The organism is Streptomyces sp. NPDC091682, from assembly GCF_044756625.1.
Lineage (GTDB): Bacteria > Actinomycetota > Actinomycetes > Streptomycetales > Streptomycetaceae > Streptomyces.
Genome location: NZ_JBIVTH010000002.1, coordinates 561,840 through 585,227 on the forward strand (window position 1 = coordinate 561,840; position 23,388 = coordinate 585,227).

The 23,388-nt window shown below is 69.5% G+C and carries 25 protein-coding genes and 3 pseudogenes; 10 read left to right on the plus strand and 18 right to left on the minus strand.

All coding sequences use genetic code 11. The features are described 5' to 3' along the window. Positions 1 to 69: 69 nt before the first annotated feature. From ACIQK6_RS06985 to ACIQK6_RS07005, 5 genes and pseudogenes are all read right to left on the minus strand, one after another. On the minus strand, positions 70 to 336 hold the full coding sequence (locus tag ACIQK6_RS06985; protein WP_266607237.1) for a DUF4235 domain-containing protein: 267 nt from the start codon (positions 334 to 336) through the stop codon (positions 70 to 72). Beyond that, a complete protein-coding gene (locus ACIQK6_RS06990; protein ID WP_329096376.1) occupies positions 333 to 710 on the minus strand; it encodes a DUF3618 domain-containing protein in 378 nt (125 codons plus the stop codon). Before ACIQK6_RS06990 ends, ACIQK6_RS06985 begins: the two co-directional genes overlap by 4 nt. After that, a pseudogene (locus tag ACIQK6_RS06995) lies at positions 707 to 802 on the minus strand (phage holin family protein); the annotation flags it as partial. The pseudogene ACIQK6_RS06995 and the gene ACIQK6_RS06990, both read right to left, overlap by 4 nt. Next, on the minus strand, positions 802 to 1,950 hold the full coding sequence (locus ACIQK6_RS07000) for a YihY/virulence factor BrkB family protein (protein ID WP_402694446.1): 1,149 nt from the start codon (positions 1,948 to 1,950) through the stop codon (positions 802 to 804). The gene ACIQK6_RS07000 and the pseudogene ACIQK6_RS06995, both read right to left, overlap by 1 nt. A gap of 28 nt (positions 1,951 to 1,978) precedes the next feature. Continuing rightward, a pseudogene (locus ACIQK6_RS07005) lies at positions 1,979 to 2,853 on the minus strand (CorA family divalent cation transporter). Between the two features lie 338 nt (positions 2,854 to 3,191). On the opposite strand from ACIQK6_RS07005, the gene ACIQK6_RS07010 reads away from it, so the two are divergent. The 4 genes from ACIQK6_RS07010 to ACIQK6_RS07025 all read left to right on the plus strand — a co-directional run bounded on the left by ACIQK6_RS07010 (position 3,192) and on the right by ACIQK6_RS07025 (position 7,531). Then, entirely contained in the window at positions 3,192 to 3,815 is a 624-nt protein-coding gene (locus ACIQK6_RS07010) for an NAD(P)H-dependent oxidoreductase (RefSeq protein WP_329096382.1), read from the plus strand. A gap of 101 nt (positions 3,816 to 3,916) precedes the next feature. Further along, on the plus strand, positions 3,917 to 6,157 hold the full coding sequence (locus ACIQK6_RS07015; protein WP_402694447.1) for a catalase: 2,241 nt from the start codon (positions 3,917 to 3,919) through the stop codon (positions 6,155 to 6,157). 188 nt (positions 6,158 to 6,345) lie between these two features. Continuing rightward, positions 6,346 to 6,813: a hemerythrin domain-containing protein gene (locus ACIQK6_RS07020; RefSeq protein ID WP_329096387.1), complete on the plus strand. Its 468-nt coding sequence runs from the start codon at positions 6,346 to 6,348 to the stop codon at positions 6,811 to 6,813. A 136-nt stretch (positions 6,814 to 6,949) separates the two neighbouring features. Continuing rightward, entirely contained in the window at positions 6,950 to 7,531 is a 582-nt protein-coding gene (locus tag ACIQK6_RS07025) for a DUF2231 domain-containing protein (RefSeq protein ID WP_329096389.1), read from the plus strand. Positions 7,532 to 7,574: 43 nt separating this feature from the next. On the opposite strand, the gene ACIQK6_RS07030 is transcribed toward ACIQK6_RS07025, so the two are convergent. After that, positions 7,575 to 8,018: a hypothetical protein gene (locus tag ACIQK6_RS07030; protein WP_329096391.1), complete on the minus strand. Its 444-nt coding sequence runs from the start codon at positions 8,016 to 8,018 to the stop codon at positions 7,575 to 7,577. A 259-nt stretch (positions 8,019 to 8,277) separates the two neighbouring features. Here ACIQK6_RS07030 and ACIQK6_RS07035 point away from each other — a divergent pair, with 259 nt between their 5' ends. Beyond that, the gene (locus ACIQK6_RS07035) at positions 8,278 to 8,646 is read left to right on the plus strand and encodes a PRC-barrel domain containing protein (RefSeq protein WP_266607229.1); all 369 of its coding nucleotides are present in this window, start codon (positions 8,278 to 8,280) and stop codon (positions 8,644 to 8,646) included. A gap of 173 nt (positions 8,647 to 8,819) precedes the next feature. On the opposite strand, the gene ACIQK6_RS07040 is transcribed toward ACIQK6_RS07035, so the two are convergent. Then, a complete protein-coding gene (locus tag ACIQK6_RS07040) occupies positions 8,820 to 9,698 on the minus strand; it encodes a helix-turn-helix transcriptional regulator (RefSeq protein ID WP_329096393.1) in 879 nt (292 codons plus the stop codon). A gap of 388 nt (positions 9,699 to 10,086) precedes the next feature. Between ACIQK6_RS07040 and ACIQK6_RS07045 the strand changes: the two genes are divergently transcribed. From ACIQK6_RS07045 to ACIQK6_RS07065, 5 genes are all read left to right on the plus strand, one after another. Next, the gene (locus tag ACIQK6_RS07045; RefSeq protein WP_329096395.1) at positions 10,087 to 10,443 is read left to right on the plus strand and encodes a PRC-barrel domain-containing protein; all 357 of its coding nucleotides are present in this window, start codon (positions 10,087 to 10,089) and stop codon (positions 10,441 to 10,443) included. Positions 10,444 to 10,471: 28 nt separating this feature from the next. Further along, a complete protein-coding gene (locus tag ACIQK6_RS07050) occupies positions 10,472 to 10,645 on the plus strand; it encodes a hypothetical protein (protein WP_329096397.1) in 174 nt (57 codons plus the stop codon). A 644-nt stretch (positions 10,646 to 11,289) separates the two neighbouring features. After that, positions 11,290 to 12,585 (plus strand): ice-binding family protein, encoded by a 1,296-nt coding sequence (locus tag ACIQK6_RS07055; protein WP_402694448.1) that lies wholly within the window; start codon positions 11,290 to 11,292, stop codon positions 12,583 to 12,585. A 110-nt stretch (positions 12,586 to 12,695) separates the two neighbouring features. Next, complete coding sequence (locus ACIQK6_RS07060; RefSeq protein WP_329096402.1) at positions 12,696 to 13,436, plus strand: DUF5819 family protein; 741 nt, start codon at positions 12,696 to 12,698, stop codon at positions 13,434 to 13,436. Further along, positions 13,426 to 14,667 carry an HTTM domain-containing protein gene (locus ACIQK6_RS07065; protein WP_329096403.1) on the plus strand — a complete coding sequence of 414 codons (1,242 nt, stop codon included), beginning with the start codon at positions 13,426 to 13,428 and terminating at the stop codon, positions 14,665 to 14,667. Before ACIQK6_RS07060 ends, ACIQK6_RS07065 begins: the two co-directional genes overlap by 11 nt. Before the next feature lie 38 nt (positions 14,668 to 14,705). Here the strand turns inward: ACIQK6_RS07065 and ACIQK6_RS07070 are convergent, their stop codons facing one another. From ACIQK6_RS07070 to ACIQK6_RS07120, 11 genes and pseudogenes are all read right to left on the minus strand, one after another. Beyond that, positions 14,706 to 14,993, minus strand: coding sequence for a hypothetical protein (locus ACIQK6_RS07070; protein ID WP_329096405.1), 288 nt, complete (start codon positions 14,991 to 14,993; stop codon positions 14,706 to 14,708). A 198-nt stretch (positions 14,994 to 15,191) separates the two neighbouring features. Then, positions 15,192 to 15,380: a hypothetical protein gene (locus ACIQK6_RS07075; RefSeq protein WP_329096407.1), complete on the minus strand. Its 189-nt coding sequence runs from the start codon at positions 15,378 to 15,380 to the stop codon at positions 15,192 to 15,194. 5 nt (positions 15,381 to 15,385) lie between these two features. Next, a complete protein-coding gene (locus ACIQK6_RS07080) occupies positions 15,386 to 15,961 on the minus strand; it encodes a DUF5994 family protein (protein WP_329096410.1) in 576 nt (191 codons plus the stop codon). Between the two features lie 202 nt (positions 15,962 to 16,163). Further along, the gene (locus ACIQK6_RS07085) at positions 16,164 to 17,390 is read right to left on the minus strand and encodes a PP2C family protein-serine/threonine phosphatase (RefSeq protein ID WP_329096412.1); all 1,227 of its coding nucleotides are present in this window, start codon (positions 17,388 to 17,390) and stop codon (positions 16,164 to 16,166) included. Positions 17,391 to 17,529: 139 nt separating this feature from the next. After that, positions 17,530 to 18,237: a hypothetical protein gene (locus ACIQK6_RS07090; protein ID WP_329096414.1), complete on the minus strand. Its 708-nt coding sequence runs from the start codon at positions 18,235 to 18,237 to the stop codon at positions 17,530 to 17,532. Further along, a complete protein-coding gene (locus ACIQK6_RS07095; RefSeq protein WP_329096416.1) occupies positions 18,234 to 18,761 on the minus strand; it encodes a SigE family RNA polymerase sigma factor in 528 nt (175 codons plus the stop codon). Before ACIQK6_RS07095 ends, ACIQK6_RS07090 begins: the two co-directional genes overlap by 4 nt. A 203-nt stretch (positions 18,762 to 18,964) precedes the next feature. Further along, entirely contained in the window at positions 18,965 to 20,245 is a 1,281-nt protein-coding gene (locus tag ACIQK6_RS07100; protein ID WP_329096417.1) for a pectinesterase family protein, read from the minus strand. Between the two features lie 122 nt (positions 20,246 to 20,367). Beyond that, a complete protein-coding gene (locus ACIQK6_RS07105) occupies positions 20,368 to 20,727 on the minus strand; it encodes an STAS domain-containing protein (RefSeq protein WP_329096419.1) in 360 nt (119 codons plus the stop codon). A gap of 1 nt (position 20,728) precedes the next feature. Next, a pseudogene (locus ACIQK6_RS07110) lies at positions 20,729 to 22,009 on the minus strand (PP2C family protein-serine/threonine phosphatase). Continuing rightward, on the minus strand, positions 22,009 to 22,812 hold the full coding sequence (locus ACIQK6_RS07115; protein WP_329096422.1) for an alpha/beta hydrolase: 804 nt from the start codon (positions 22,810 to 22,812) through the stop codon (positions 22,009 to 22,011). Before ACIQK6_RS07115 ends, ACIQK6_RS07110 begins: the two are co-directional and overlap by 1 nt. Positions 22,813 to 22,940: 128 nt before the next feature. Further along, positions 22,941 to 23,345: a CBS domain-containing protein gene (locus tag ACIQK6_RS07120; protein ID WP_329096424.1), complete on the minus strand. Its 405-nt coding sequence runs from the start codon at positions 23,343 to 23,345 to the stop codon at positions 22,941 to 22,943. Between the last annotated feature and the right edge of the window lie 43 nt (positions 23,346 to 23,388).

Consider the following 23,388-nt stretch of genomic DNA (forward strand, 5'->3'; position numbering starts at 1 on the left):
CCCCGTCACCGAGGCACCGCAACGGCCCTGCCCGGTGGTGTGGACGTGCAGGTCGGCGCCGGCGCGGGGTCAGCCCGGCCAGGTGCCCGTCACGCGACGTGTGGCCACGGCACCCGAGCGGTCGACAGCGGCCTTGACCACGGCGAAGATCGCGCCCTGGATGGCGGCGGCGATCAGGATCTGCTTCCACGAGCGGTCTTCGTCCGTGGCGCTGGGAGCATCGCCTTCTCCCTCGACGACCTTCCAGACCTGCTTGAACGCCGCCGCCGCGATCATGCCGCTGACAGCACCCAGGGCCAGACCCACCGGCTTGTACGCGACCTCGGAGGCTCTCATCGGCTTCGGCGGCTGCGCCGCACCAGCAGAAGGACGACCAGAGCGGCGCCGCCGGCCACGAGCAGCGGCCTGCGGTTGGCGCGGGCCATGCTCGCGGCCCGGCCCGCCTTGTCCAGGACCGGCTCGGGCGTCGCGCCCTTCACCAGCTGGGCCGCATGCCGAGTCTTCGTACGGATCTGGTCGGCGACGGCGCCGGCCGTTTCGGCGGCCTGTTGCTTCATGACGGCCGTCTTCTCTCTCGCCTGCGCCTTGATGTCGGCCTTGTCCGCCAGCGCCTCGATGGTCTGACCGAGTTCGTCGCGGGTGCGCTCGACCTGCTCGCGCAGCTCGTCGGGGGTGGGTGTGCCGATATCGGTTCGGGGTTCGTTCGTCATCGGAACGCTTTCTCCTTGATCTCGGCCAGATCGGCCTTGACGCTGTCGATGGTCTGCTCCGGGACGGGTGCGCCTGCCTCGGCGATACCTTTCACGATGCGCACGCCGTTGTCATGGCGCGCCTACCCGGTAAACGAACGAGCAGCCACGCCACGAGCAGATCCTTTTGCGCGGGCGGCGCGGTCCTGTGCGATCGCCTCTCCATGCGGCGGCGGTCCTGATCGCTCCAGGCGCGGGTTCCACGGGGCCGGACATAGGGTTCGGCGTCCTCGGGCAGCCCTCCTGCTATCACACGCTGACGGGCCAGTTCCGCGTCGAACTCCAGCCCGAGGAGGAAGGCGAGGTTGGTGATCCACAGCCAGACCAGGAAGACGATCACGCCGGTGACCGTGCCGTACGTCTTGTTGTAGGAGGCGAAGTTCGCGACGTAGAAGGCGAAGCCGGCCGAGGCGGTCATCCAGATCACCAGGGCCAGGCAGCTCCCCGGCGTCACCCACCTGAATCCACGGCCCTTGGCGTTCGGCGCCGCCCAGTACAGGAGCGCGATCGTGATGGTGACGAGGAGGACAAGGACCGGCCATTTCGCGACCGACCACACCATCAGGGCGCTGTCGCCGATCCTCAGGGCGGCGCCCGCGCGCCGCGCCAGGTCGCCGGTGAAGACGACGATCAGGGCGCCCGCACAGGTGAGGACCATCAGTGTGACGGTCAGCGCCAGGCGCAGCGGCAGCACCTTCCACACCGGGCGGCCCTCCGGCACGTCGTAGACGGCGTTCGCGGACCGGATGAACGCGGCCACGTAGCCCGAGGCGGACCACAGCGCCACGGCGAGGCCGACGATCGCCATCAGCGATCCGACGCCGCTGCGGCCCTGCAGTTGCTCGACCGCCTCCCTGATCACGTCCTGGGCTGAGCCGGGCGTCAGCTCCTGCAGGTCGTCCAGCAGTCGCGCGGTCGTCGACTCCCCGGCCAGGCCCAGCAGGGAGACGAGCACCAGGAGGGCGGGGAAGAGCGCCAGCACCCCGTAGTAGGTCAAGGCCGCGGCGCGATCGGCCAGCTCGTCGTTCCGGAACTCCTCGGCCGTGCCGCGCAGTACCGCCCGCCAGGAGCGTGCGGGCAGGTCGGAAGGCTGGTCCGGGGCCCGCTCCTCGACCCGCTCGCTCGGACCCGCGAGAGAATCCCGCCCGGTGTCGGCACGATCACGGTCACGGCCCTGAGCTGGGCTCGGTAGGGGTGTCATACCCCCCGGCTTTCCCCCGCAGCGCAACTCATGCCCGTACGGCCTTCGGAAACAAGGCCCCTTCGCGGGGCGCGGCCCCGGATCCGACCTGACCGGCAAGAAACCCCCTGGAGCCAGGCGTTGCGGCGGAAGGAGCGATGGAGGAGGTGAGCAGTTCGTCGAGCGTCCGTACTTCGGTGTCGGTGCGGTGCAGGTGATCGGCCACGTCGCGGAAGTAGGGCAGGACCGTCGCCGGACGCCCTTCGTCTGCCAGACCGCTCAGCAGACCGGGCAGGACGGACACCAGCGGCTGCACGGCGTCCCGGAACTCACGGACCTCTTGCTTCAAGGGGTAGATCTCCTCGGTGTGATCGACGCGAGAGGGCGAGGAGACGCGGTCCTCCAGCCGGTTGAGCGCGGCGCGCACCGTCTCGGCGGCCTCGCTGTAGGCGTCGACGACGACGTCGGGCACGGCGCGCAGAGCCGACAGCGGGCCGAAGAGCAGCATGGACGGGTCGGCTTCCAGCCGGCGGGCTGCTTCGGCTGCCGGGTGCACCGGGCCGTGGCGGACGGTGAGTACGTAACCGGGCCGACGAAGAGCATCAACTCGCCCGTCTGCACCAAAGTTTCCTCGTCGACGTACCAGAGGGTCCTCAGCGCGACGGCCAGTACGTCACCGAAGCGCTCCCGCTTCGGCCGCTGGCCGGCCTGGACCGCGTCCTCGACCGCCAGGCGGTGCAGGCCCAGTTGCTCGGCCAGCTGCACGAGCTCGCCCTCGGCCTGGTCGACCAGTCGTACCCAGCCGAACTCGCCTTCGCCCAGCCCGCGCAACCGCTTCAGCACCAGTCGGCAGGCCTCGCCGCCCGCGCCGCACTCGACGGTCTCCGACCGGCCCGACCGCTCCTCGTACACCACGCATTCCATACGCCGCACATGCGCCAGAACCCTGATTTCATGCGTGCCCACGGACCGCTCGCGGTCATGCCTCCGGCCTCTGGCGGATGCTGCAGCATGGATGCGGGAGGCGCTGACTTCTCTCCGCCCCGCTGCGCGTCGGACTCATCGGAGGCTGACGGGAGCGTGAGGCGCTACGCGTACCGCCTTGCCCCGGTCGCAGGCCCCTTCGTGCGCTCACACGGCCAGGTGTCGGACCAGGACGCAGGGACGCGCTTCCGCGACTTCCACACCCGTGCGACGGAGCCAATGGGGACGAATCACATTGCTTGCGACATCAAAGAGGGATGTGCGGGTAGCCGGACACCATGGGCCCCAACAAGCACACGCCGCTCCGCGCTGTCGCGCTCGTCTGCACCCTGTCCCCCTCCCCCGCGCCGTCCAGCTCCCAGCTGCTGGCCGAACAGACGACGGCCGCCCTCGCCGAGCACGGTGTCACCGGGAAGACCGTCCGGATCGCCGACCACGACGTGAAGCCCGGTGTGAAGACGGACATGGGTGACGGGGACGCCTGGCCGGAGATCCGGGACACCGTCCTTGGCTGCGACATCCTGATCCTCTCCACGCCCATCTGGCTCGGCCACCCGTCCAGCATCGCCCAGCGGGTCCTGGAGCGGCTGAACGCGGAGATCTCCGAGAGCGACGACGAAGGCCGCCCGCTCACCTACGGCAAGGCTGCCGCGGTCTGCGTCGTCGGCAGTGAGGACGGCGCCCACAAGGTCGGCGCCGACCTCTTCCAAGGCCTGAACGACATCGGGTTCTCCCTCGCTCCGAACGCCGTCACCTACTGGGTCGGCGAAGCCATGCAGAAGACCGACTACCAGGACCTCGACAAAACCCCCCAGAAGACGGCGGCCACGACCAAGACCCTCGCCGCCAACACCGCCCACCTCGCCCGCCGCCTCAAGGCCGCCCCCTATCCGGCGACCTGACCCGCGGCTCCGCCCCTGCACACCGCGCACCGCGCAGCCCGGACCGGGGAAGTCACGGCTCTCGCCCGTCCACCACGTCGGCGGCCCCAAGGAGAAGGATCATGAGCAAGCAGCAGTCATCGACCGGCACCGCCAAGAGCGAGCTGCCGGGCAAGCCCGGCCCCGAGTCTCCGCCGCTGATCGAGCCGACGGAGCCCACGGAACCCCTTCCGCCGAAGCCCGACCAGGACGGCCCCGAGACGGTGGGGCCGACCGGACAGGCGACAGGGGTGGACCAGGCACGCGTGGCGCAGAGCGGCGCGTACCTGACGACGACTCAAGGGACGCGGCTGCCCGACACCGATCACTCCTTGAAGGCCGGACCCCGCGGCCCGGTGCTGCTGCAGGACCACCATCTGCGCGAGAAGATCACGCATTTCGACCACGAGCGGATCCCGGAGCGGGTAGTCCACGCGCGTGGTGCTGCCGCTCACGGCGTCTTCCAGGGCTACGGAACGGCCGGGGAGGTGTCAAAGGCCGCATTCCTCGCCAAGGACGTGGAGACGCCGGTGTTCGTGCGGTTCTCCACGGTCCTCGGTTCGCGCGGTTCGGCCGACACCGTGCGCGACACACGTGGCTTCGCGACGAAGTTCTACACCAACGAGGGCACCTTCGACCTGGTCGGCAACAACATCCCGGTGTTCTTCATCCAGGACGCCGTCAAGTTCCCCGACGTCATCCACGCCGCCAAGCCGCATCCGGACCGCGAGATCCCGCAGGCGCAGAGCGCGCACGACACGTTCTGGGACTTCGTGTCCCTTCACACCGAAGCCACCCACCACACCCTCTGGAACATGTCCGACCGCGGGATCCCGAGGTCGCTGCGGATGATGGAGGGCTTCGGCGTCCACACTTTCCGTCTGGTCAACGCGGCCGACGAGAGCGTGCTGGTGAAGTTCCACTGGAAGCCGAAGCTCGGCGTGCATTCCCTGGTCTGGGAGGAGGCGCAGATGATCAGCGGGATGGACCCCGACTTCCACCGCCGGGACCTCTTCGACGCCATCGAATCCGGCGCCTTCCCGCAATGGGAGCTGGGCATCCAGGTCTTCCCCGACACCGAGGACCAGACGTTCGAGGGCATCGACCTCCTCGACCCCACCAAGATCGTGCCGGAGGAGCGCTCACCCGTTCAGCCGATCGGGCTGATGACCTTGAACGCCAACACCAAGAACTACTTCGCCGAGACGGAGCAGGTCGCCTTCCACCCCGGACACCTGGTTCCGGGCATCGACGTCACCGACGACCCACTGCTCGCCGGCCGGCTCTTCTCCTACCTCGACACACAGATCAGCCGCCTCGGCGGCCCCAACTTCGGCCAGATCCCCATCAACAGGCCGCACGCCCCCGTCAACGACATGCTCCGCGACGGCATGCACCAGAGCGCCGTCCACACGGGCATCGCCCCCTACCGGCCGAACAGCCTCGACGGCGGCTGCCCGTTCCTCGCCGGAGCCGATACGGCCGCCTTCATCGAGGTACCCGTCACCGTTCCTGAGGCGAGCAAGGTCCGTGAGGCGCCCGCCTCGTTCTCGGACCACTTCACCCAGCCGCGCCTCTTCTGGCTGAGCATGACCCCGCCCGAGCGCGAACACATCATCGCCGCCTACACCTTCGAGCTGACCAAGTGCTACGAGCAGGCCGTCAAGGAACGCACCCTGAAGGTGCTGGCGAACATCGATCCGCAGCTGTGCGAGCAGGTCGCCTCGGGCCTCGGGCTGCCGGCACCGGCCGCCACCGTGCCACTCGTCGCGGCCGACCCCAGCCCCGCCCTCTCCCAGATGGGCGGGACATGGCCGACCGACGGCCGCGTGATCGGCATCGTCGCCGACGCCACGGCCGACCTGGACGGCGTACGAGCCGCCCGCCAGGCCGTCCTGGACTCCGGAATGGTGCCCCTCGTCATCGCCCCGACCGGCGGCACCCTCGACGGTGACGGCGACGGCGACCCGATCGCCGTTCAGCGGACCTTCGCCACCGCCCGCTCCGTCGAATTCGACGCCGTCCTGCTGGCCGGAGTGCCCCAGGCCGGCGCGGACGCGTACGGCGCCCGCGACGCCAAGGCCGGCACGGCACAGCCCCCCGAAGCCCCCGACCCGCGCGTACTGCTGCTCCTCACCGAGGCGTACCGGCACGGCAAGGCCATCGGCGGCTGGAACGGCGCGGAACGGCTCCTCGAATCCGCCGGCATCACGGCAGACGACCCCGGCATCGCCGTCGCCGACAGCGGCAGCGCGGTCGCGGCCGCCGCCACGACCGCGTTGGGCGGGCACCGGGCCTGGGACCGGTTCCCCGCCGCCCTCTGATCCGTGCCCGCCCCGGTCCCGCACGGAACCGGGGCAGCCCGACAGGCTGGAGAAGCGTCAGCGTTCGGCGTAGCGAGGGTCGTCCGTACGAGGCATCCCGCCCGGCCAACAGTGTCACCACCACCCCACCGGGTACACGGGGTCAGGGCGGTCGACCGCGCCCCCGATGGACGATCGAAGGAGACCTGGTGGACGGGATCGTACTGCTCAAGGAAGACCACAAGACGGTCGAGAAGCTGTTCAAGCAGTTCGAGAAGGCCGGCGACAACGCGCACGCCACGAAACGGAAGATCGCCGACCAGGTGATCGAGGAACTCACCACGCACACCTGGATCGAGGAAAAGATCTTCTACCCAGCTGCCCGAGAGGCCGACCCCGACACCAAGGACCACGTCCTCGAAAGCATCGAAGAACACCATGTCGTGCTGTGGATGCTCTCCGAACTCAAGGACCTCGACCCGGGCGACGAGCGGTTCGACGCCAAGATGACGGTCCTCATCGAAAACGTCCGCCACCACGTCGAGGAAGAGGAAAAGGAGTGGTTCCCGGACGTCCGCAAGGCCATGGGCCGCAACCGCCTCACCGAACTCGGCGTACAGATGGAAACGGCGAAGAAGACCGCCCCGTCCGATCCCTTGGCCGTCCCCAGCGCATGACCTCTCCAGCCGTCCGGACGGCCGGGATCCGAGGGCATGGACACGCCCGCGCGACCGGCCCGGCGGGAGACTGGTCGTTCGGGTGCCAGTGGAGACCGGGGCGGGATCGCGGCGTGACACCGGGTAGGCGTCGAGCATGAACTCACACACCCCTGACGCCTCGGCCGTGACCGCGCGGACCGCAGTACTCGACACCGCCTCGACCCGGTGGCTGACCGCGCTGGACCGGCTCGAACGGACCACGGTCGCCGATCCGGCGATCAGGGTGCTCCAGCGGGGCATCCGCGCACTCCCCCTGGGCGGGATGCGTGATCTGCTGCGTGGCAGACCGCTCGGACACCCCCTGCATCCCGTACTGGTGCAGGTACCCATCGGATGCTGGCTCTCGTCCGCCGTGCTGAACGTCGTACCCGGGACGCAGCGTGCGAGCAACACGCTCGTCTCCGTCGGCCTGGCCGGGATCGCCCCGGCAGCCGTGGCCGGCTGGGTGGACTGGGCGGACCTGCCTCCCGAACAGGCCCGGGTCGGCCTGGCCCACGCGGCCTCGAACGCGGCCGCGGTGGCCTGCTACGCCGCGTCCCTGACGTCACGGCTCCGCGGCCGCCCGGCGAAGGGCCGGCTGTGGTCCCTCGGCGGCCTGGCCGCCGTCGCCGTCACCGGCGCCCTGGGCGGGCATGTGGCCCATCGCCGGGCGGTCCGAGGGTACCCGGCAACATGAGCGACACCGGCGGGCTCCCCTCCCTCCGGACTCGGCCCTCGTTTCAGGAGGCGGGCGGCGTGGCGGTGTGGTCCGGATGGCCGTGGGTGCGGCGGATCGTCTTCAGGCGGGCCTCCAGGAGGTGCTCACGCCCGCCGGCCAGCTCGTCGACGATGTCGCGTTCCATTGCGGTGAAGGGCCGGTGGTAGGTGGAGTCGTAGGCCTCGATGATCTGGAACGTCCAGTGTCCCGGGATGACGTTGCGGCCCACGATGTCGCGCTCGAGGCGTGCGGCCTGCTCCTCGTGGCCCGCCTCGCGCAGGAGCCGGACGGCGTCGCCGAGCTCGAAGTCCGCGGTCCCGGTCAGCTGGTGGAATCCGTAGAGGTGTCCGCGGGCCCGCTCCGTGGTCTCCAGAGCCTTCGAGAGCGCGCCCAGGGCGCGCAGTGTCTTCTCGTCGACGCCCTCGGGCACCCGGTGCGCCGGGTCCATCTCGCGATTGCTGTCCATGGTGATCTTCTGCCCTCAAGGCGCCTTCCCGAGCCGCCGATTGAGCCGTACGGAGCAAGGCATCCTCACGACCCGGGCACCACATGGCGGTGACCGTCCCGGTCCTGCCTTCGATCCGGGTGCGTGAAGCGGTGAAAGCGGGGCAGGCGAAGTCCAGGCGGAACGCAGCACATCCGCCGAGCACGACGTACGGAACAAGGAGGATCGGCGGAGAAGCACTTCCCCGCCGTCCCCCGTTGACCGGAGGAGTTGTTTTCGCGTGACTGAACATGTGTGGAGTTACCAGCCGACCGCGGGCCACCTGGCCGGTACGGACCTGACCGGCTACAAGGTCGAGGCGACCGACGGCAGCATCGGCAAGGTCGACAAGCACTCCGACGAGGTCGGTGACGCCTACCTGGTCGTGGACACCGGCGTATGGATCTTCGGCAAGGAGGTCCTGCTGCCGGCGAGCACGGTCGTCAAGGTCGACCCGGAGGACAAGAAGATCTTCGTCGACCGCACCAAGGAACAGATCAAGAACGCCCCCGAGTTCCACCGGGACAAGCACCTCGGCGACGCCGGGTACCGGGAGGAACTGGGCACCTACTACGGCACCGGCGGCCCGTTCGGCGGCCGCCCCGCCTGATCCCTGCGGCCCGGATCCGAGCGAGCCCGCACCCCCGGCGGGGGTGCGGGCTCCCCGCGTCCCGGGGGTTCAGCGCCGCCATCGGCGGGGAGGAACCTCCCACTCGCTGGTGCGCCATCGCCACGCGCGCCGACGGCTACACGCGACGCAGCGACCTTCGGCCGGTGCGGCGATCACGGCCCGGCGGGCAGCACTGCGGCGGCCGGCAGCTCCTCGGCGGCACGGGTGATGAAGCGGCGGGTGCGCTCCGGGTTCAGGGCCTGGGCCTGAAGGTGGTCGAACATGGCGCCGTAGTACCGCACGTCGGATCGTTTCTCCAGGTAGAGGTCGCTGGTGAACCGCTCCAGGTACACCGTCCCCGTGGCGGTGTCCGGGAAGTCGAGGATGGAGAACTGTCCAGAGACTCCCGGATGGGCTCCCGCACTGTGCGGGAGGACCTGCACGGTGATGTGCGGCTGCTCGCCGAGGCGGTTCAGGTACTCGAGTTGTTCGCGCATGATCTCGGGGCTGCCGACCACGCGGCGCAGTGCTGATTCGTCCAGCACGACCGCTAAACGGAACGGCCGGGCCGGGTGGTGGGCGCGGGACTGGCGGCGCAGCCGTACCTCGAGGCGCACGGCGATCTGCTCCTCCGTGGCCAGAGGGATCGTTTCCGCGGTGACCGCTGCCGCGTAGGCGGGCGTCTGCAGCAGGCCGGGGATCACCAGGGGTTCGTGGGACCGGACAGAAGCGGCCGCCGTCTCCAGGCCGATGTAGACGGCGTACGGGACTTCCCCGCAGGCGACCCACCAGCCCTGTCGGTTCGATTCCCGGGCCATCTCCATCAACGAGTCGACGACCTGCTGGTCCGTGACCCCGTAGAGGCCGCACAGGTCCCGCACATCGCGCGGCCTGATCCCGCGGCGACCGGTCTCCAAGTGGCTGACCTTGGGCTGGGAGATCAACAGGTGCTCAGCCACCTGCGTACTGGTCAGACCGCGGGCCAGACGGAGCCGGCGCAGCTCCGCGCCCAAACGGCGTCGTCTGACGGTCGGGTTTCCGTTCACCGCCACGGGCGGTCTACCTCCGGCTCGGGACTGTCTACCAGCCACGGAAATCGCCGCGGCCGGGCCCGGGTGAACGCATGCGCCGCGGAATGATGATCAGTGGGCCCCCGCTGTCGAGTGTCACGCGGCGCGAGCGGAGCCGCGTGCACAGCCCGAGCAGAATTCACCCGAATGCCACAGCTCTCCACCTGTTCGCCGGAAACAACCGCTCATCTACCAAGCCTCTGGGGGGACGTCGCCAGGGGTCCGGCGGCCGTGCGGCTCACACGGGGGAACGTGTCGTCCTTGCCGTGTGACGTTGCGGGGTGTCCGGGCTGGTGCGGGCGGGCTTTGCGGGGCAGGCTGAAAAGTACAACGCCTGCCGGCGCAACGTTGCGGGAAAGGGGCGCTCGGGATGATCGGAATCGCGGATATCCGGGAGTGGCGTACCCATGACGTCGTCGATGCCGCAAGCCACAAGATCGGAGTGCTGGAGGCGGTCTACGTGGACACCAGCACCGACGAGCCGGCCATGGCCACCGTCCTGGTCGGGCTGCCCACCCGCCGCCACCTGGTCTTCGTCCCGCTGGCGGGCGCGGTCGTGGGGCCCGGCTACGTCAAGGTCGATTACGACAGGTCGCTGGTGAAGAAGTGCCCGGCGATCGGGACGGACGACGTCCTGCCCGCCGAGGACGAGGCGGCCGTCTTCGCGCACTACGGCCTGGCCTATCAGCCCGGCGTGAACGGCGAGCGGCAGCTCGCCCGCCGCTGACCGGCCCTTCGAGGAGGTGCCCTGCGTCATGACGCTCTTCCTGGTTCTCGTCATCGTTGCGATCGTGCTGGGCCTCATCGGCGCCGTCGCCGAGGGGCTGTTCTATCTGCTGATCATCGGCATCGTGGTGTTCATCGGCGCCCTGGTGTACCTGGTCCTGCACATCCGGCGTTCCGGCCGGCGCCACCGCACGCTCCGCTGACACCCCTCTGCGGGGCTTCGGGTACCGGCCTGTCGGGCAGCGGCGTGCCGGCGGGGGACGACGGTCTTCTCCTCCCTCTCGACGTACGGGATGAGGGCTTGGGTGCGGCCTTGGGCAGTGCGCGAGCTGGGCCGCCGGGCGTTGCCGGATATGAAAAGCGGTCGGAAGCCACCTGCGGATGAACTCACGCTCGATCCACGGAACGGCCATCGCTCAAAAATTCGACAAGGCCGGTGTTCGATCCCGCGCAAGAAAGGGAGCGCAAACAATCCCGATCAGAGTCATATGGATTGACGGAAGATCGATCGGCGCGCCCACCCTCCAACAACTCGTGAAATCACCTACCTGGCGGCACTCCGCACGCTTGGCGGGCTTGAATGCATTTCCATATGAGCGGCTCCGCCTCGTGCGAGTTAATCCAGCCCCATCCGGCGGGGGGACTATCGCATGATAGGCGCGGGAGTTTTGGTATTTTCATCGCGCCTCGCTGCGTCGAATATGCTTGTAATTCCCTCTCCCTCCCCTTGCCTATTTTTGCCACGTGAATGTTGCTGCGTAATATGCGGCAACAACGACAAGGCTTCCCGGGCCATCGGTAGGAGCCCGGTATGCCACGGCCCCCATAGGAAGTGGCCCCCCTCTCGATGAAGCTGAAATTCCAAGCGGCCCAGCGCCGCACTCTGTCCGGCTGGCTGGCCTCGGCCGTCGGGGTAACGGTTGCCGCCGTGATGGTCGCCGGATTGCCGACGCAGGCAATGGCCATCGCGACACCCGTGCCTCTGGCCACAGCCGCCAGCTTTTCCGTTCTGGCAGGTCAGGGCGTTACCAACACCGGCCCCTCCGTGATCAGTCACGACCTTGGGACGCACCCGAACCCTGCCATCTCCGGATTCCCCCCCGGCTTGGTGCTCGGCGCCGTCCACGCTGCCGACGCTGTGGCACTTCAGGCCAAGTCCGACCTGGTCCAGGCGTACAACAACGCTGCGGGGCAGGCCACGGACTTCGCGCTTGCGGCGGGAATCGGCGCCGGCCAGACGCTGCTTCCGGGCGTCCACACCGCTGTCTCCGGTGTCGGGCTCACCGGTGACCTGATCCTGGACGCCGGAGGAGACCCCAACGCCGTCTGGGTGTTCCAGATCCCTGAAGCCCTGACGACGGCATCCAATAGCCGAGTGCTCCTCACGAACGGCGCTTCGGCGTGCAACGTGTACTGGCAGATCGGGAGTTCGGCCACCCTCGGCACCACCTCCACCTTCGTGGGTACCATCATGGCTCTGACCTCGATCAGCGTTACCACGGGGACGAACATCGAGGGCCGGGCGTTGGCCCGTAACGGCGCCGTGACGCTCGACACCAACAGGATCTTCCTCGGCGGGTGCGCCACCGGCGGTACGACCACGGGCACCACGACCGGTACGACCACGGGCACCACGACCGGTACGACCACCGGCACGACCACCGGCACGACGACCGGCACGACCACCACCGGTACGACCACGGGCGCGACCACGGGCACGACCGCCGGCACGCCTACCGCAGGATCGACGACCGGTACGACCGTGGGTCTGATCGGTGGTGGCCTCCTGGGCGGACCGATCGTCGACCTCGTGTCGGGCGGCACCTCGGGGAACATCGCCGGCAACACCTCCGGAAACACCGCGGGCAACACGGCCGGGAACACGACCGGCGGCAACACGACCGGCGGGACCATCACCGGGGGCAACGTCACCGGCGGGCACGGCGGTCAGCCCGGCGGGCCGGACCACCATGGCCTGGAGCACCACGGGCCGGAGCACGGCGGGCCGGGCAACGGGCACGACGAGGGACCCGGTAAGCCGGACCACGGCCACGGCCACGACCACGACGGGAAGCCCGGCGACCACTACGGCTACGGCAACAAGCCCGCTGGCCACGAGGGTCACCACGGCCACGAGGGCTAGCCAACAGGCTGCACGAAGCCCGTTCATCGGATGACGGCGCGCGGCGGAATCCTCATCGAATCCGCCGCGCGCCGTCGGTGAATCGCAGAGACATCAGGCGAACAGCAGACATGAGAAGGACCGGGTGGGCGGTGTCGAGCGGAATTGAAGCTGCGGGCGTGAAGGAACTTCATCAGTCCGATTCCGGTACGGTCCCCCAACAGCGTCATGACGAAGCGGCCATGCCGGGCGAGCGGTTCATGAGAGTTCGCGCAGTGAGAGCAGGGCTGCGCACCGCAGTAGCCCTCTGCTTGGTGACGACACTGGTCCATGTCGTCCTGGTATTCCTTCATGTGGCCCCCGCCAACCCCGTATCGAAGCACTACAGCGCACAGGTCAACGGATGGGTGTACCCGCTCTTCGAACAGAACTGGCGGCTCTTCGCCCCGGACCCCGACTCCTTCAACCGAAAGATCCTGGCGAGGACCGCACACACCGACTCCGAAGGATCGGTGCAGGTGACCCCCTGGTTCGACCTGGCTGCCGTGGACCACTCCGCGGTCGACCACAATGTATTTCCGAGCCATACGTCCCAGAACCTCCTGCGCCGCGCCTGGACCTCGTACGTCGAGACCCACGGAGGAAGCGACACGGCACGCTCGGAACGCGCCGTGATGCTGCAGACGTACCTGCGCAACATCGCCGCGGACCGCGTCGCCGCCCACAACGACGGCGGCGCTTTCGACTTCATTCAGCTCCGGGTCGTCACACTGCCCGTCGCTGCGCCCGGCACAGCGGCCGGGAACCGCCCGCCGGCACCCACCGAGGACCGGCTCCTGCCCTGGTGGAAGGTGACCTCCCATGGGAAGTGAACAGATCCCCCAGCCCCCTTCCGCAGCGGCCACGCCGCACCGGCCTGCGGCCCAAGTGACTCCGGTCGCCGGCACCGCCCACCGGTGGCTCCTCGACCGGATCGGTGTTCTGTGGGCGCTCCTCACCGACCGGCCGATCTCCCTGTACGCCGCATCGGTTCTGCGCATCGGCTACGGGCTGCTCTATCTGGTCTTCCTGCTGCGAGAGTTCCCGCACCGTGACGAGATCTGGGGCCCGGGCTCCCCCTGGACACCGGCACTGGCACAGCAGCTCTTCGACCAGACGGGCTGGAACAGCATCCTGATCCTGTCCGACAGCCGCGCCTACTTCGAACTCTGCTACATGGCGGCCCTCGTCACGTCCGCGTTGTTCATGCTGGGCTGGCGGACCCGGGCCATGTCCGTCCTCTTCGCCGTCGTGGTGACCTCGTTCCATGCCAGATCGATCTTCATGACGGACGGGGGCGACAACCTGATCCTGCTGATGGCCCTCTACCTCGTCCTCACCGCGTGCGGCCGGCGCTGGTCCCTGGACGCACGCAGGAACCGGTTCAAGGCAGCCCGTGCGGGCGACGCGCCGGAGCCGGTGAGGAGCCTCTCCGCACAGCAACTCCACGACGCCCGTACCACCTTGACCACGGTGGTGCACAACTGCGGCATCCTCGTCATCGCGGCACAGGTCTGCTTCCTCTACGGATCGGCCGGCCTGTACAAGATCCAGGGCCAGACCTGGGGCGGAGGCACCGCCCTCCACTACGCGCTGAACCTCGAACTCTTCCAGCCCTGGCCCGCGCTCTCCCACCTCGTGGACGAGTACCCGATGGTGATCGCGATCGCCAGCTACGTGACGGTGCTCTTGCAGGTCGCCTTCCCGTTCGTACTCTTCGGCAGGCTCAAGTACCCCGTTCTGACGGTGCTGCTGGGCATGCACATCGGCATCGCAGTGCTCCTGGGACTGCCTCTCTTCTCCGGCGCGATGATCATTGCGGACGCCGTGTTCCTTCCCGACCGCTTCTACGCCTTCCTGCCTCACCTGTGGCGACGCGCAGCACGGCACACGGGCATGTGGCGGCCGGCACCCGGCCGAGCGGCGGGATCCGCATCGGTACCTCCGCAGGGCCAGCCCAGCCGATCCAGCCCGAAGCATCGAGCCACTCCGGCAGGGCAGCAGGGCACTGCGCTTGCCACCGGGCCCGCGCCCTCGGTCTCGGGGACTCGGAAACCCGACTGAAGGCACTGACCGGCTACCCGCGTCCCAGGCCCTGGCCCTCACGTGTGCGGGGGTTCAGCCGTGCTCTCCTCATCGGCTTCCATGTGCCGGATTCCCTCGTGGGTGAGGGTGACCATCGCGGGGGTGTTGCCGGGGTCCCAGTCGACGGTGATCAGTCCTTCGCCCGCCAGGTAGGTGCAGGCGGCGGCCAGGTCCTGTTCCGGTACGTGGAGGTCGCGCCGCAGCTGTGCTCCGGTGATGCCGAGGAGGCGGTTGCCCTCGACGGCTTCGTACAGGACCCGGAGCACCTGGTCGCGGTAGGTCTTGCGTTCGCGCAGTGTGGCCATGACCGCGTCCTTTCGTGTGTGGGGTGGCGTGGGCTCCGGGGCCGACGGGGCTCCTCAGATCGCGTCGGTGTGCGCGCCGGTGCCGGCGGAGGGGGTACGCGGGGACAGGTGTAGCCGTCGAGGGCGGGTGAGGAGGCCGGCGGGTCGGGGCACCGAGGCGCCCCGACCGCTGCCCCCGGCCGGAGGAAGGTCTGTTCCTCACCGGTCGGCACCCGTGCGGTGGGCTCGACGACCGGTGTCGTCCGGCAGGCCGGGAGGCCTCGGCAGGGGGTCACTGAAGCGGTAGGACTCGATCCGCGCCTCGTCCCGGGCGTTCAGCACGTGGATCCAGCGCATTGCGACGCCGATCATGAGGATGACCACCGCGATGAGGACGACGGTCTCCACGGAGCTCACCTCCAGCCGTTCGCGGACAGCGGGAGGGCGCTTCGTCCCATCGCGACCCCGAAGGGAGACATGCAGGCCCCGCCTTCGCCCTCCCAGGTGGCTTCCCGGCGGCGGGCGTCGCGGACGCCGCGCCCGATGGCGCTTTCGTTGGCCATGAGCGAGCCTGCGGTGAGGACGCTACCCGGGATCGCGGCGGCGGCCATCAGCCGGGCCGCAGCTGCGGGTGCGGTCTCGGGCGGGATCACCAGGAGGTCCCAGCGGCCGACGGTGTAGGAGAGCAGGATCAGCTTGTCGGGGTCCTGTTCGGTGAACCAGCCCACGTGCAGCGTGCGTCCGTCCAAGGCAACCGTGTGCGGTACGACGGGCCAGCGGTCGGGATTCACGGTGACGCGGGTGACGCGCCCCCACGGTTCCTCCAGGGCGGCGGCGAGCGGGGGAAGCTCGGTCTCAAGGTCGCGGGAGTAGGGCCACCAGGCCCCGTCCAGCTGGCCGGCGAGCGTGGTCTTCGGGGTGAGGGACAAGCGAGCCGAGGACTCTGCGGCGAAGTCGCGGGGCGCGGTGCGGTCGAGGGTGGTGGTCATGGTATGGACCTGCCCCCGGACTGCCCGTCGGCAGCCCGGTTTTTAGGCGATCGCCGGAAATGACACCCGCGTGAAAGCCGGTGCTCGAAGTACTTCCGGTCCTTTGACTGTACGCCTATTCGGTGGGCAAAGACCGTTGTGACCAGGTATTTTCCGGCGGAGGCGCTGGGGAGGACCGCCGATCTCCTCGGCTTCGAGGCGTTCAGTCGAGAACCGCGAGGTGGTCGGCGGCGCCCCCGCGCCATTCGACCATGAAGAGGGTGGCGTCGTCGCTGGTGTGCCCACCCCGTTCGCTCTTCAGCGTGTGGGAGAGCCGGCGCAGATCTGCCCGCATCCCCTCTGACGGCATTTCCCCGAGGCGGTCGACGCACCGGATGAGGCGTTCCTCGCCGAACAACTCCCCGCCGGCGACGTGCTCTTCGATGATTCCGTCGGTGTAGCACAGCACGCGGTCGCCTTGCCGGAGCGTGTGCTCTCCGATCCGGGGCTCCTCGCCGCCGAAGCCGACGGGCAGCGTCGTCGCGCTCTCCAGCTGCCGCACGACCTTGCCGTCGCGGATCAGCAGCGGCGCGGGGTGGCCCGCGTTGACCAGCTCCAGCTCACCGGTGGCGATGTTCAGGTGCATCAGCTGGGCGGTGACGAAGTGGTCGGGACCGAACTGCCGGGAGATGGCGTCGTCCATGTACGTGTACTTCTCGGCCAGGCTGACGGACACGCGCCGGGCATGCCGGTAGGCGCCGATGGCGATGGTCGCCATCGCGGCGGCGTCCAGGCCGTGGCCCATCGCGTCGATCACGGCCATGTGCAGGATGTTGTCGTTGAGTGCGTAGTCGAAGCTGTCTCCGGCGACGCGGTAGGCGGGCTCCAGGATGCCGGCTACCGCGACCTGCGGCACGGTCATCGTCAGCGGGGGCAGCAGGCTCCACTGGATCTCCGCGGACACGCTCATCGGCTCCCGGCGCCGGGCCAGGAAGAGCTGGTCGGTGTAGGCGTTCTTGGTGACCAGCAGGTCGGCGACCAGCCCGGCGAGCCGGCGCAGCAGGCGCCGGTCGTCGTCGCCGACGTGGTCCAGGGTGAGGGCCATGACGCCCACTGTGTCGTTGCCGTCCGGCAGTGGCACGTACATCCGGACGCCGCCGTGGGCCTGCGGTACCTCGACGACCTCCCCGCGCAGGAAGGCCCGCCCGGCCGGGGAGTCGATCACCGGCTGGGGCCGGCCGACGTGCAGCTTCCTGCCGGGAAGCGGCACCAGCAGCGCCTGCGCGTAGTCCTGGAGCAGGATGGAGACGTCACGGCCTCCGATCCCGGCCATCTCCTCCGCGATCAGTGGGCCGATCAGCTGCGGTGGCATCCGCCGCGCCCGGTGCAGCAGCAGGCCGAGCGGCCGCTCGCCGAGACCCTCGGCCCGGTCCACGCTCTCCTCGTTCACGACCCGCCTCGCCGCCTCGTTCCTGCCCGCCCGCGCCGGTCACCGCCTCCGCACAAGGTGACCTGGGAAACCGCCGGAGCGGCTCATTGCGCCATGCGCGGCATGTCGGCCCAAGCCGACCGCGGGACGTGGACCCGGCCTACGCGAACCCGCCCCACACGGCGGCGCCGCTCTCCGCGGCACCGGCAGTGGCGTCGATCCGGTACGTGTCGTCCTTCGCATCGCGCCCGCCGGCGGCGTGGTCGTACTGGCCGGCGAAAACGTGCTCGCCTGGCGGAACGGTCCTGCCGGGTCTGAGGGTCCACCGGTAGACGAGGAAGCCACCTTCCTGGCGGGCGGAGAGGTCGAAGTCCGCGGCGGGGCGGGTCCGCCAGCTACCGGTGTCCTTCACCCCCTCGGTGAGGGCGATGCGCAGCTCGACGACGAGCGCGGTGAGCGGCTTCCCCGCCTTCAGGGTGACGTTGCTCTGTGCCCAGTAGGCGTTGCTGTGGGGGTCGACGGAGCCGTCGGCCCAAAGGGGACCGTCCTCGGTCCGGCTGCCCGCGGCCGTCGGTGGCACCGCATGGCCGCCGGCGGACGGGGCGGCGGCCATCGGATTCCGTGGCGGGTCCGGGGTGTGCACGGCGGCGACCACCATGAGGGCGCTCGCCGTCAGGGTTCCGGCGGTGGCCAGGGTCGCGAGGACGATCCTCGGCCAGGACAGGGCGCGGGTGCGCTCGCGGTCCCGCGATCGGCGGGCGATGCCGGGACGGGCCATGCCGCGCTCGACCCGGGCCAGCATGCGGGCCCGGTCGGGCTGGTGGGCTCCGGCGCTCTCGCGCAGCAGGCCGCGCAGTTCGTCGGTCACCGGCTTCCCCTTTCCACCAGCTCGCCGGCGGCCCGGGTGCCGAGCAGCCGCTGCAGTTCCGCAGTCCCCTTCGAGGTCTGGCTCTTCACCGTACCCACCGATATCCCGAGTGCCGCCGCGGTGTCCTTCTCCGAGAGGTCGAAGGCGTACCGCAGTACCACGCAGGCGCATTTGCGGAACGGCAGCGTGTCCAGGGCGGCCCGTACGTCCATGACGGCGGCCATGTCCGGGCCGTCGGTCCGCTCCGGGCGGTGCGACCAGAACAGCAGGACGCGCCGCCGCTCGCGCACCGTGCTCCGGATCCGGCTGCGGGCAAGGTTGGCGACGACTCCGCGGGCGTAGGCAGCCGCGGAGTCGGCACTGCGGGCCCTGTCCCAGCGGTGCCAGAGCGCGACCATCGCGTCCGCGGCGAGGTCGTCGGCGGCGTCCGCCTCCCCGGTCAGCAGGTACGCCAGGCGGGAGAGTTCGGCGTGGTGGCGTTCGAAGAACGCGTGGAACTCCGCGGCTGCCTCGTCTTCGGTCATGGCCTCGGTACGGCCTCTCGGTGCTACGGGGGCGTTTTCAGGCAGGGGCCGGAGCGTAGCTGTCCGTTCGAGCGTTCGTTCGGACGCTTCGGTTCGCCCGGGCCTGGTCCACACGGTGACGCCCATCAGTCCGTCGGGTTCCAGCCGTCGGTGCCGGCCAGGTAGGCGCGGGCGGTGTGGGCTGCGGCCCGGTACGGGGCGAGCTAGGGACGGTTCGCTCCGGTTCCGGCGCCGGGGCCCGTGTTGGCGTATTCGGCGAACCGGGCCGACTTCCAGGAGAAGCCCCCCATGTCCGTCCACGGCCCCTCGGTCTTCAGGGCCGCGGGCAGGCTCGTGTTGCGGATGACCAGCTGGCCGACCGCGCTCGGGCCCGGGTGCCAGGGCCGGCAGAGGTAGTAGGTCCCGGGTCGGGCGGGGCTGCTGATCGTGCTGTCGGTGATGAGGATCCCGTACGGCTTGGCCGCGTCGGTGTTCGGTGCGGCGAGGTATCCGTTGTGGCCGCCGGCCACGGCGCCCCGGTCGCGCAGGGTGACGTTGACCTGGTCGTAGACGGCGGTGGCGTTGCCGAAGACGAAGTCGACGTCCCCCGCAAAGAAGCAGTGTCGGAAGTACTGCCGGTACTGGTTGGTGGCGGAGGGAGCCCAGTTGAGGACGGTGTCCTGGTGTCCGATGAAACGCGAGTTGAGGTACTTCTGGCGGTCGCCGGACGCGTTGACCGCCACGGCCTGCGTGTCCCTGACGTCCGGGTGAGCCGACCTCTCCCACGTGTTCTCGACCGTCACACCTGTGACGGTGATGTCGTTGGCCGAGAAGGTCGCGGTGGCACTGCCCGCGGTTCCGTACGTACCGCCTCCGGGCTTCGGTGTGCCGGAGGCGTTGTCGTGAGTAATGACGACGTCCTCGGCGTTGCCGGTGGCGCCTTTGAGCGTCAGTCCGTGCTTGGAGGCGGGGACGTTCACCGTCTCGCGGTAGGTGCCGCGCGCGACGAGGACGGTGTCGCCCGCGGTGGCGGCGTCGACGGCGGCCTGTACGGAGCGGTGGGCCGCGGAGCCGTCGGCGGCGACCGTCAGCGTACGGCCGCCGGCCGGACCGGACGGCGTGGGAGCGGCCTTGCCGCCGGTCTCGGTGAGGATACCGGCGCCGGCCTTCGCCGCCAGCTTCGCCGGCAGTTCGGATGCGGTTTCGAGTCCGGCGGTGAGGGTGGGCCGCCAGTCGACGGTGGTCTTGATCTTCTTCCCGGGGCCGGCGGAGTTGTGGGCGGCGACCAGGTCCACGGGGGCGCCGCCGACGAGGTTGCCGCTGCCCGCGATGGCTCCGGTGCCGTCGCCGCTGAGCAGCTGGGAGGTCTTCCGGTCGGGGGAGAGCTTCCAGTAGTTGTTCTGCGCGACGACCTGGGCGCCGGCCCGGGAGTTGACGCTGTAGCTGTGCGCGTAGCCCTCCGACGCCGTGGTGTCGTAGTAGTTGTCGTACAGGTGGATCTGCACTGTTCACCCCTCAGTTGCCGCCGGAGCCCGAAAGGTTGCCGGGCACCCGCCGAAATCCTCTCGGTGACGTTGGCGGCCGGGTCACACGTCCCGAGCGGGCACCTCCTACGGCACCGGCGCCGTCAGGGACGCCTGGTGGCCGGTCGGTGTGCTGTGGCCGTGCCGACGTCGGGGTGGATGGTGAAGACCCGGTCGAGGCCGACGATGCGAAGGATGCGGATCGTGTTGTCGGGGACCGCCGCCAGGGCGATGTCCGCCTGGGCCGCGACAGCGTGGTTGCGGGCGACGATAAGGGCGGTGATGCCGCTGGAGTCGCAGAACCGTATGCGGGAGAGGTCCAGGACGAGGCGTTGTCCTGGCTCCAGGCTGAGCTCTGTCACGGCCTGTCGAAGGCGGGGGGCCTGGTCGTAGTCGAGGTCGCCGGCGATTTCCAGGACGGGGCCGGTGGTGGCGTCTCGGGCGGTAATCGTCAGGGTGCTCATGTCAGATCGTGCTCTCGTGCAACGGGATGGGAAGGGGCACGCCGAGGGCGAGCAGAGCCGTGTCGTCGTCCAGGCCTTCACCGAAGCCGTCCAGGAGACCGGTGAGGGCGGTGATCAGCTCGTGTGCACCTGCAGGGGCGAGACCGGCGGTGAAAGTCCGCAGGGCGTCTTCGCCGTAGAGCTCGCGGTTCGTGCCGACGCGGGCTTCGGTGAGGCCGTCGGTGTAGAGGAGGAGGGAATCACCGGGACCGAGCGTGGTCGCGGCAGGGGTGAAGCGGGGGTCGGGCAGGATTCCGATGAGCAGGCCGCCGGGGGTGGGGAGGTAGTCGGCCCGGCCGTCGGCGCGCACGACGAGTGCGGGGGGATGGCCCCTGGACGCCAGGTGCACGGCAACCGTTCCGGTGCTGGGATCGGGTTCCATCACACCGAAGATCGCGGTGCAGTAGCGCGGGTCCCCATTCGTGAACCGCTCGTGCAGCACGGTGTTCAAGGTGCACAGCGCGGCTACGGGGTCGGAATCGTGGAGGGCTGCGGCACGCAGGGTGTAGCGGGGCAGGGAGGTCACGGCGGCAGCCTGGGGACCTTTGCCGCAGACGCCGCCGAGGAAGAACGCCCAGCGCTTGTCGTCCAGCGGGAACAGGTCGTAGAAGTCTCCGCCCAGCCGGTCGACGGAGGCGGTGTGGTAGTGGGAGGCCGCTGCCATTCCGGGCACGGCGGGCAGGGCAGCGGGGAGCAGGCTCTGCTGGAGCACCGCGAGTGCTTCACGCAGCCGCTCCCTGTCGGCTTCGGCCTGCCGGCGGGCTTCCTCCGCCACCTGACGCTCGCGGAGCAGCTCGCTTTCGTAGGCGCGGCGCTGTCGTGCGTCGAAGACGGTGGTGCGGATCAGCATCGGCTCGCCGTCGCCGCTCGTCTTCACACGGGAGGTGACCAGGACCGGGAGACGCCCGCCGCCCGGTGCCTTGAGTGCCATCGCTATCTCGCTGATCTATCCCTGCATCCGCAGGAGCGGTGCGAAGTGCGTCTCGTGGTAGAGCTTGCCGCCGATCGTGAGGAGGTCGGTGAAGCGTCTACGGCCCACGACTTCCTCGCGCGTGAGGCCGAGGCAGTCCAGGAGCGTTCCGTTGATCTTTGCGATGGTGCCGTCCATCAGGGTGGACAGGTAGCCGCAGGGGGCGGATTCGTAGAGCTCTTCGGCGGCGTCCTCCAGCAGGGAGGAGAACACCGCGTCGGTGGCGGACTCTTCGCCGTCGGGCCGCTCAGGGTTCTGGGCGGTGCACCCCATCACCGCAGCTCCCGCAGGAAGGCGCGGATGGCTGACGTGGTGGCCTCGGGAGCGCTCAGCTGGGGGCAGTGACCCGTTGCGTCCAGGGTGACCAGGCGGCTTCCGGGGATGGCCGCGTGGACGTAGCCGCCGACTTCGCACGGCGCGATCACGTCCTGGGCGCATTCCAGTACCAGCGTCGGTACGCCCGCCGACTTCAGGTCGTCACGGCTGTCGGAGAGGAACGTGGTGCGGGCGAAGACGCGGGCGATCGCCGGATCGGTGGCGCAGAAACTGTTGGTCAGCTCCTCCCCCAGTTCCGGACGTTCGGGGTTGGCCGTGATCACCGGTGCCATCGTGGCCGACCAGCCGAGGTAGTTCGACTCGAGCGACTCCAGCAGCTCGTCGATGTCCTCGGCGCTGAAGCCGCCGCGGTAGGCGTCGTCGTCGATGTAGCAAGGGGAAGGGCCGACCATGACCAGGGAAGAGAACCGCTCGGGAGTGGTGGCCGCCGCCCGTACCCCGATCATCGCGCTGACCGAATGTCCGACGAAGGCCACGTCCCGTAGGTCGAGGGCCTCGCACACCTCGACCACGTCGTGGGCGTATCCGTGCAGTGAGCCGTAGCGTTCGGCGCTCCAGGCGGACGGGTCGGAGCCGCCCGACCCGACGTAGTCGAACAGGACCACCTGGAATTCCTCGGCCAGCGCCGGGGCCACCAGGCCCCACATGTTCTGGTCACAGCCGAACCCGTGCGCCAGCATCACCACGGGGCTGCCGGGTGATCCGCTGACCTTCACGTTGTTCCTGCGGAGGATATCCATCCCGTCATCCTGTTCATCGGTCTGGAGCGTCAGCACTGCCGACGCAGTCGGGGGTGTGCTCACGCCGGTCCCGTCAGTGAGACGGTCGGCAGGGCGCCGGGGGAACGGTCCGACCGCGGTGAAGCGGTTCAGCGTGCAAGGGCGAGGACGCCCAGGGCGCTGCCTTGTTCGTCGACGACGGGCAGAGCATCGAGCCGGCGGTAGCGCATCGCGTGCTCGGCTTCGGCCATCGTGGTGAGGGGCGAGGTGGACGGCCCGCGGTCACCGAGGACGTCGCGCAGCCGGATCCGGTCCGTGTAAGCGTCTCCGTCACGGACGGCCGCGAGCTGGGCCGGGGTCACCAGACCGGCACACAGGCCGTCCTCGTCGCAGACCAACAGATGTCCCGCGCGGGCACTGGCCATGACGGACAAGGCCACTTCGACCGTCATGTCGTCGCAGACCTGCGGCCCGGCAGCCTCCATGGCGTCGACCACCACCGGGTACACAGGGTTGGCACTCACCGAGCGGAACTGCATCTGGACCAGCGTCAAAACGTGCCTCCTGCAGAGATGGGTCAGTTTCCTGATCAAGTGG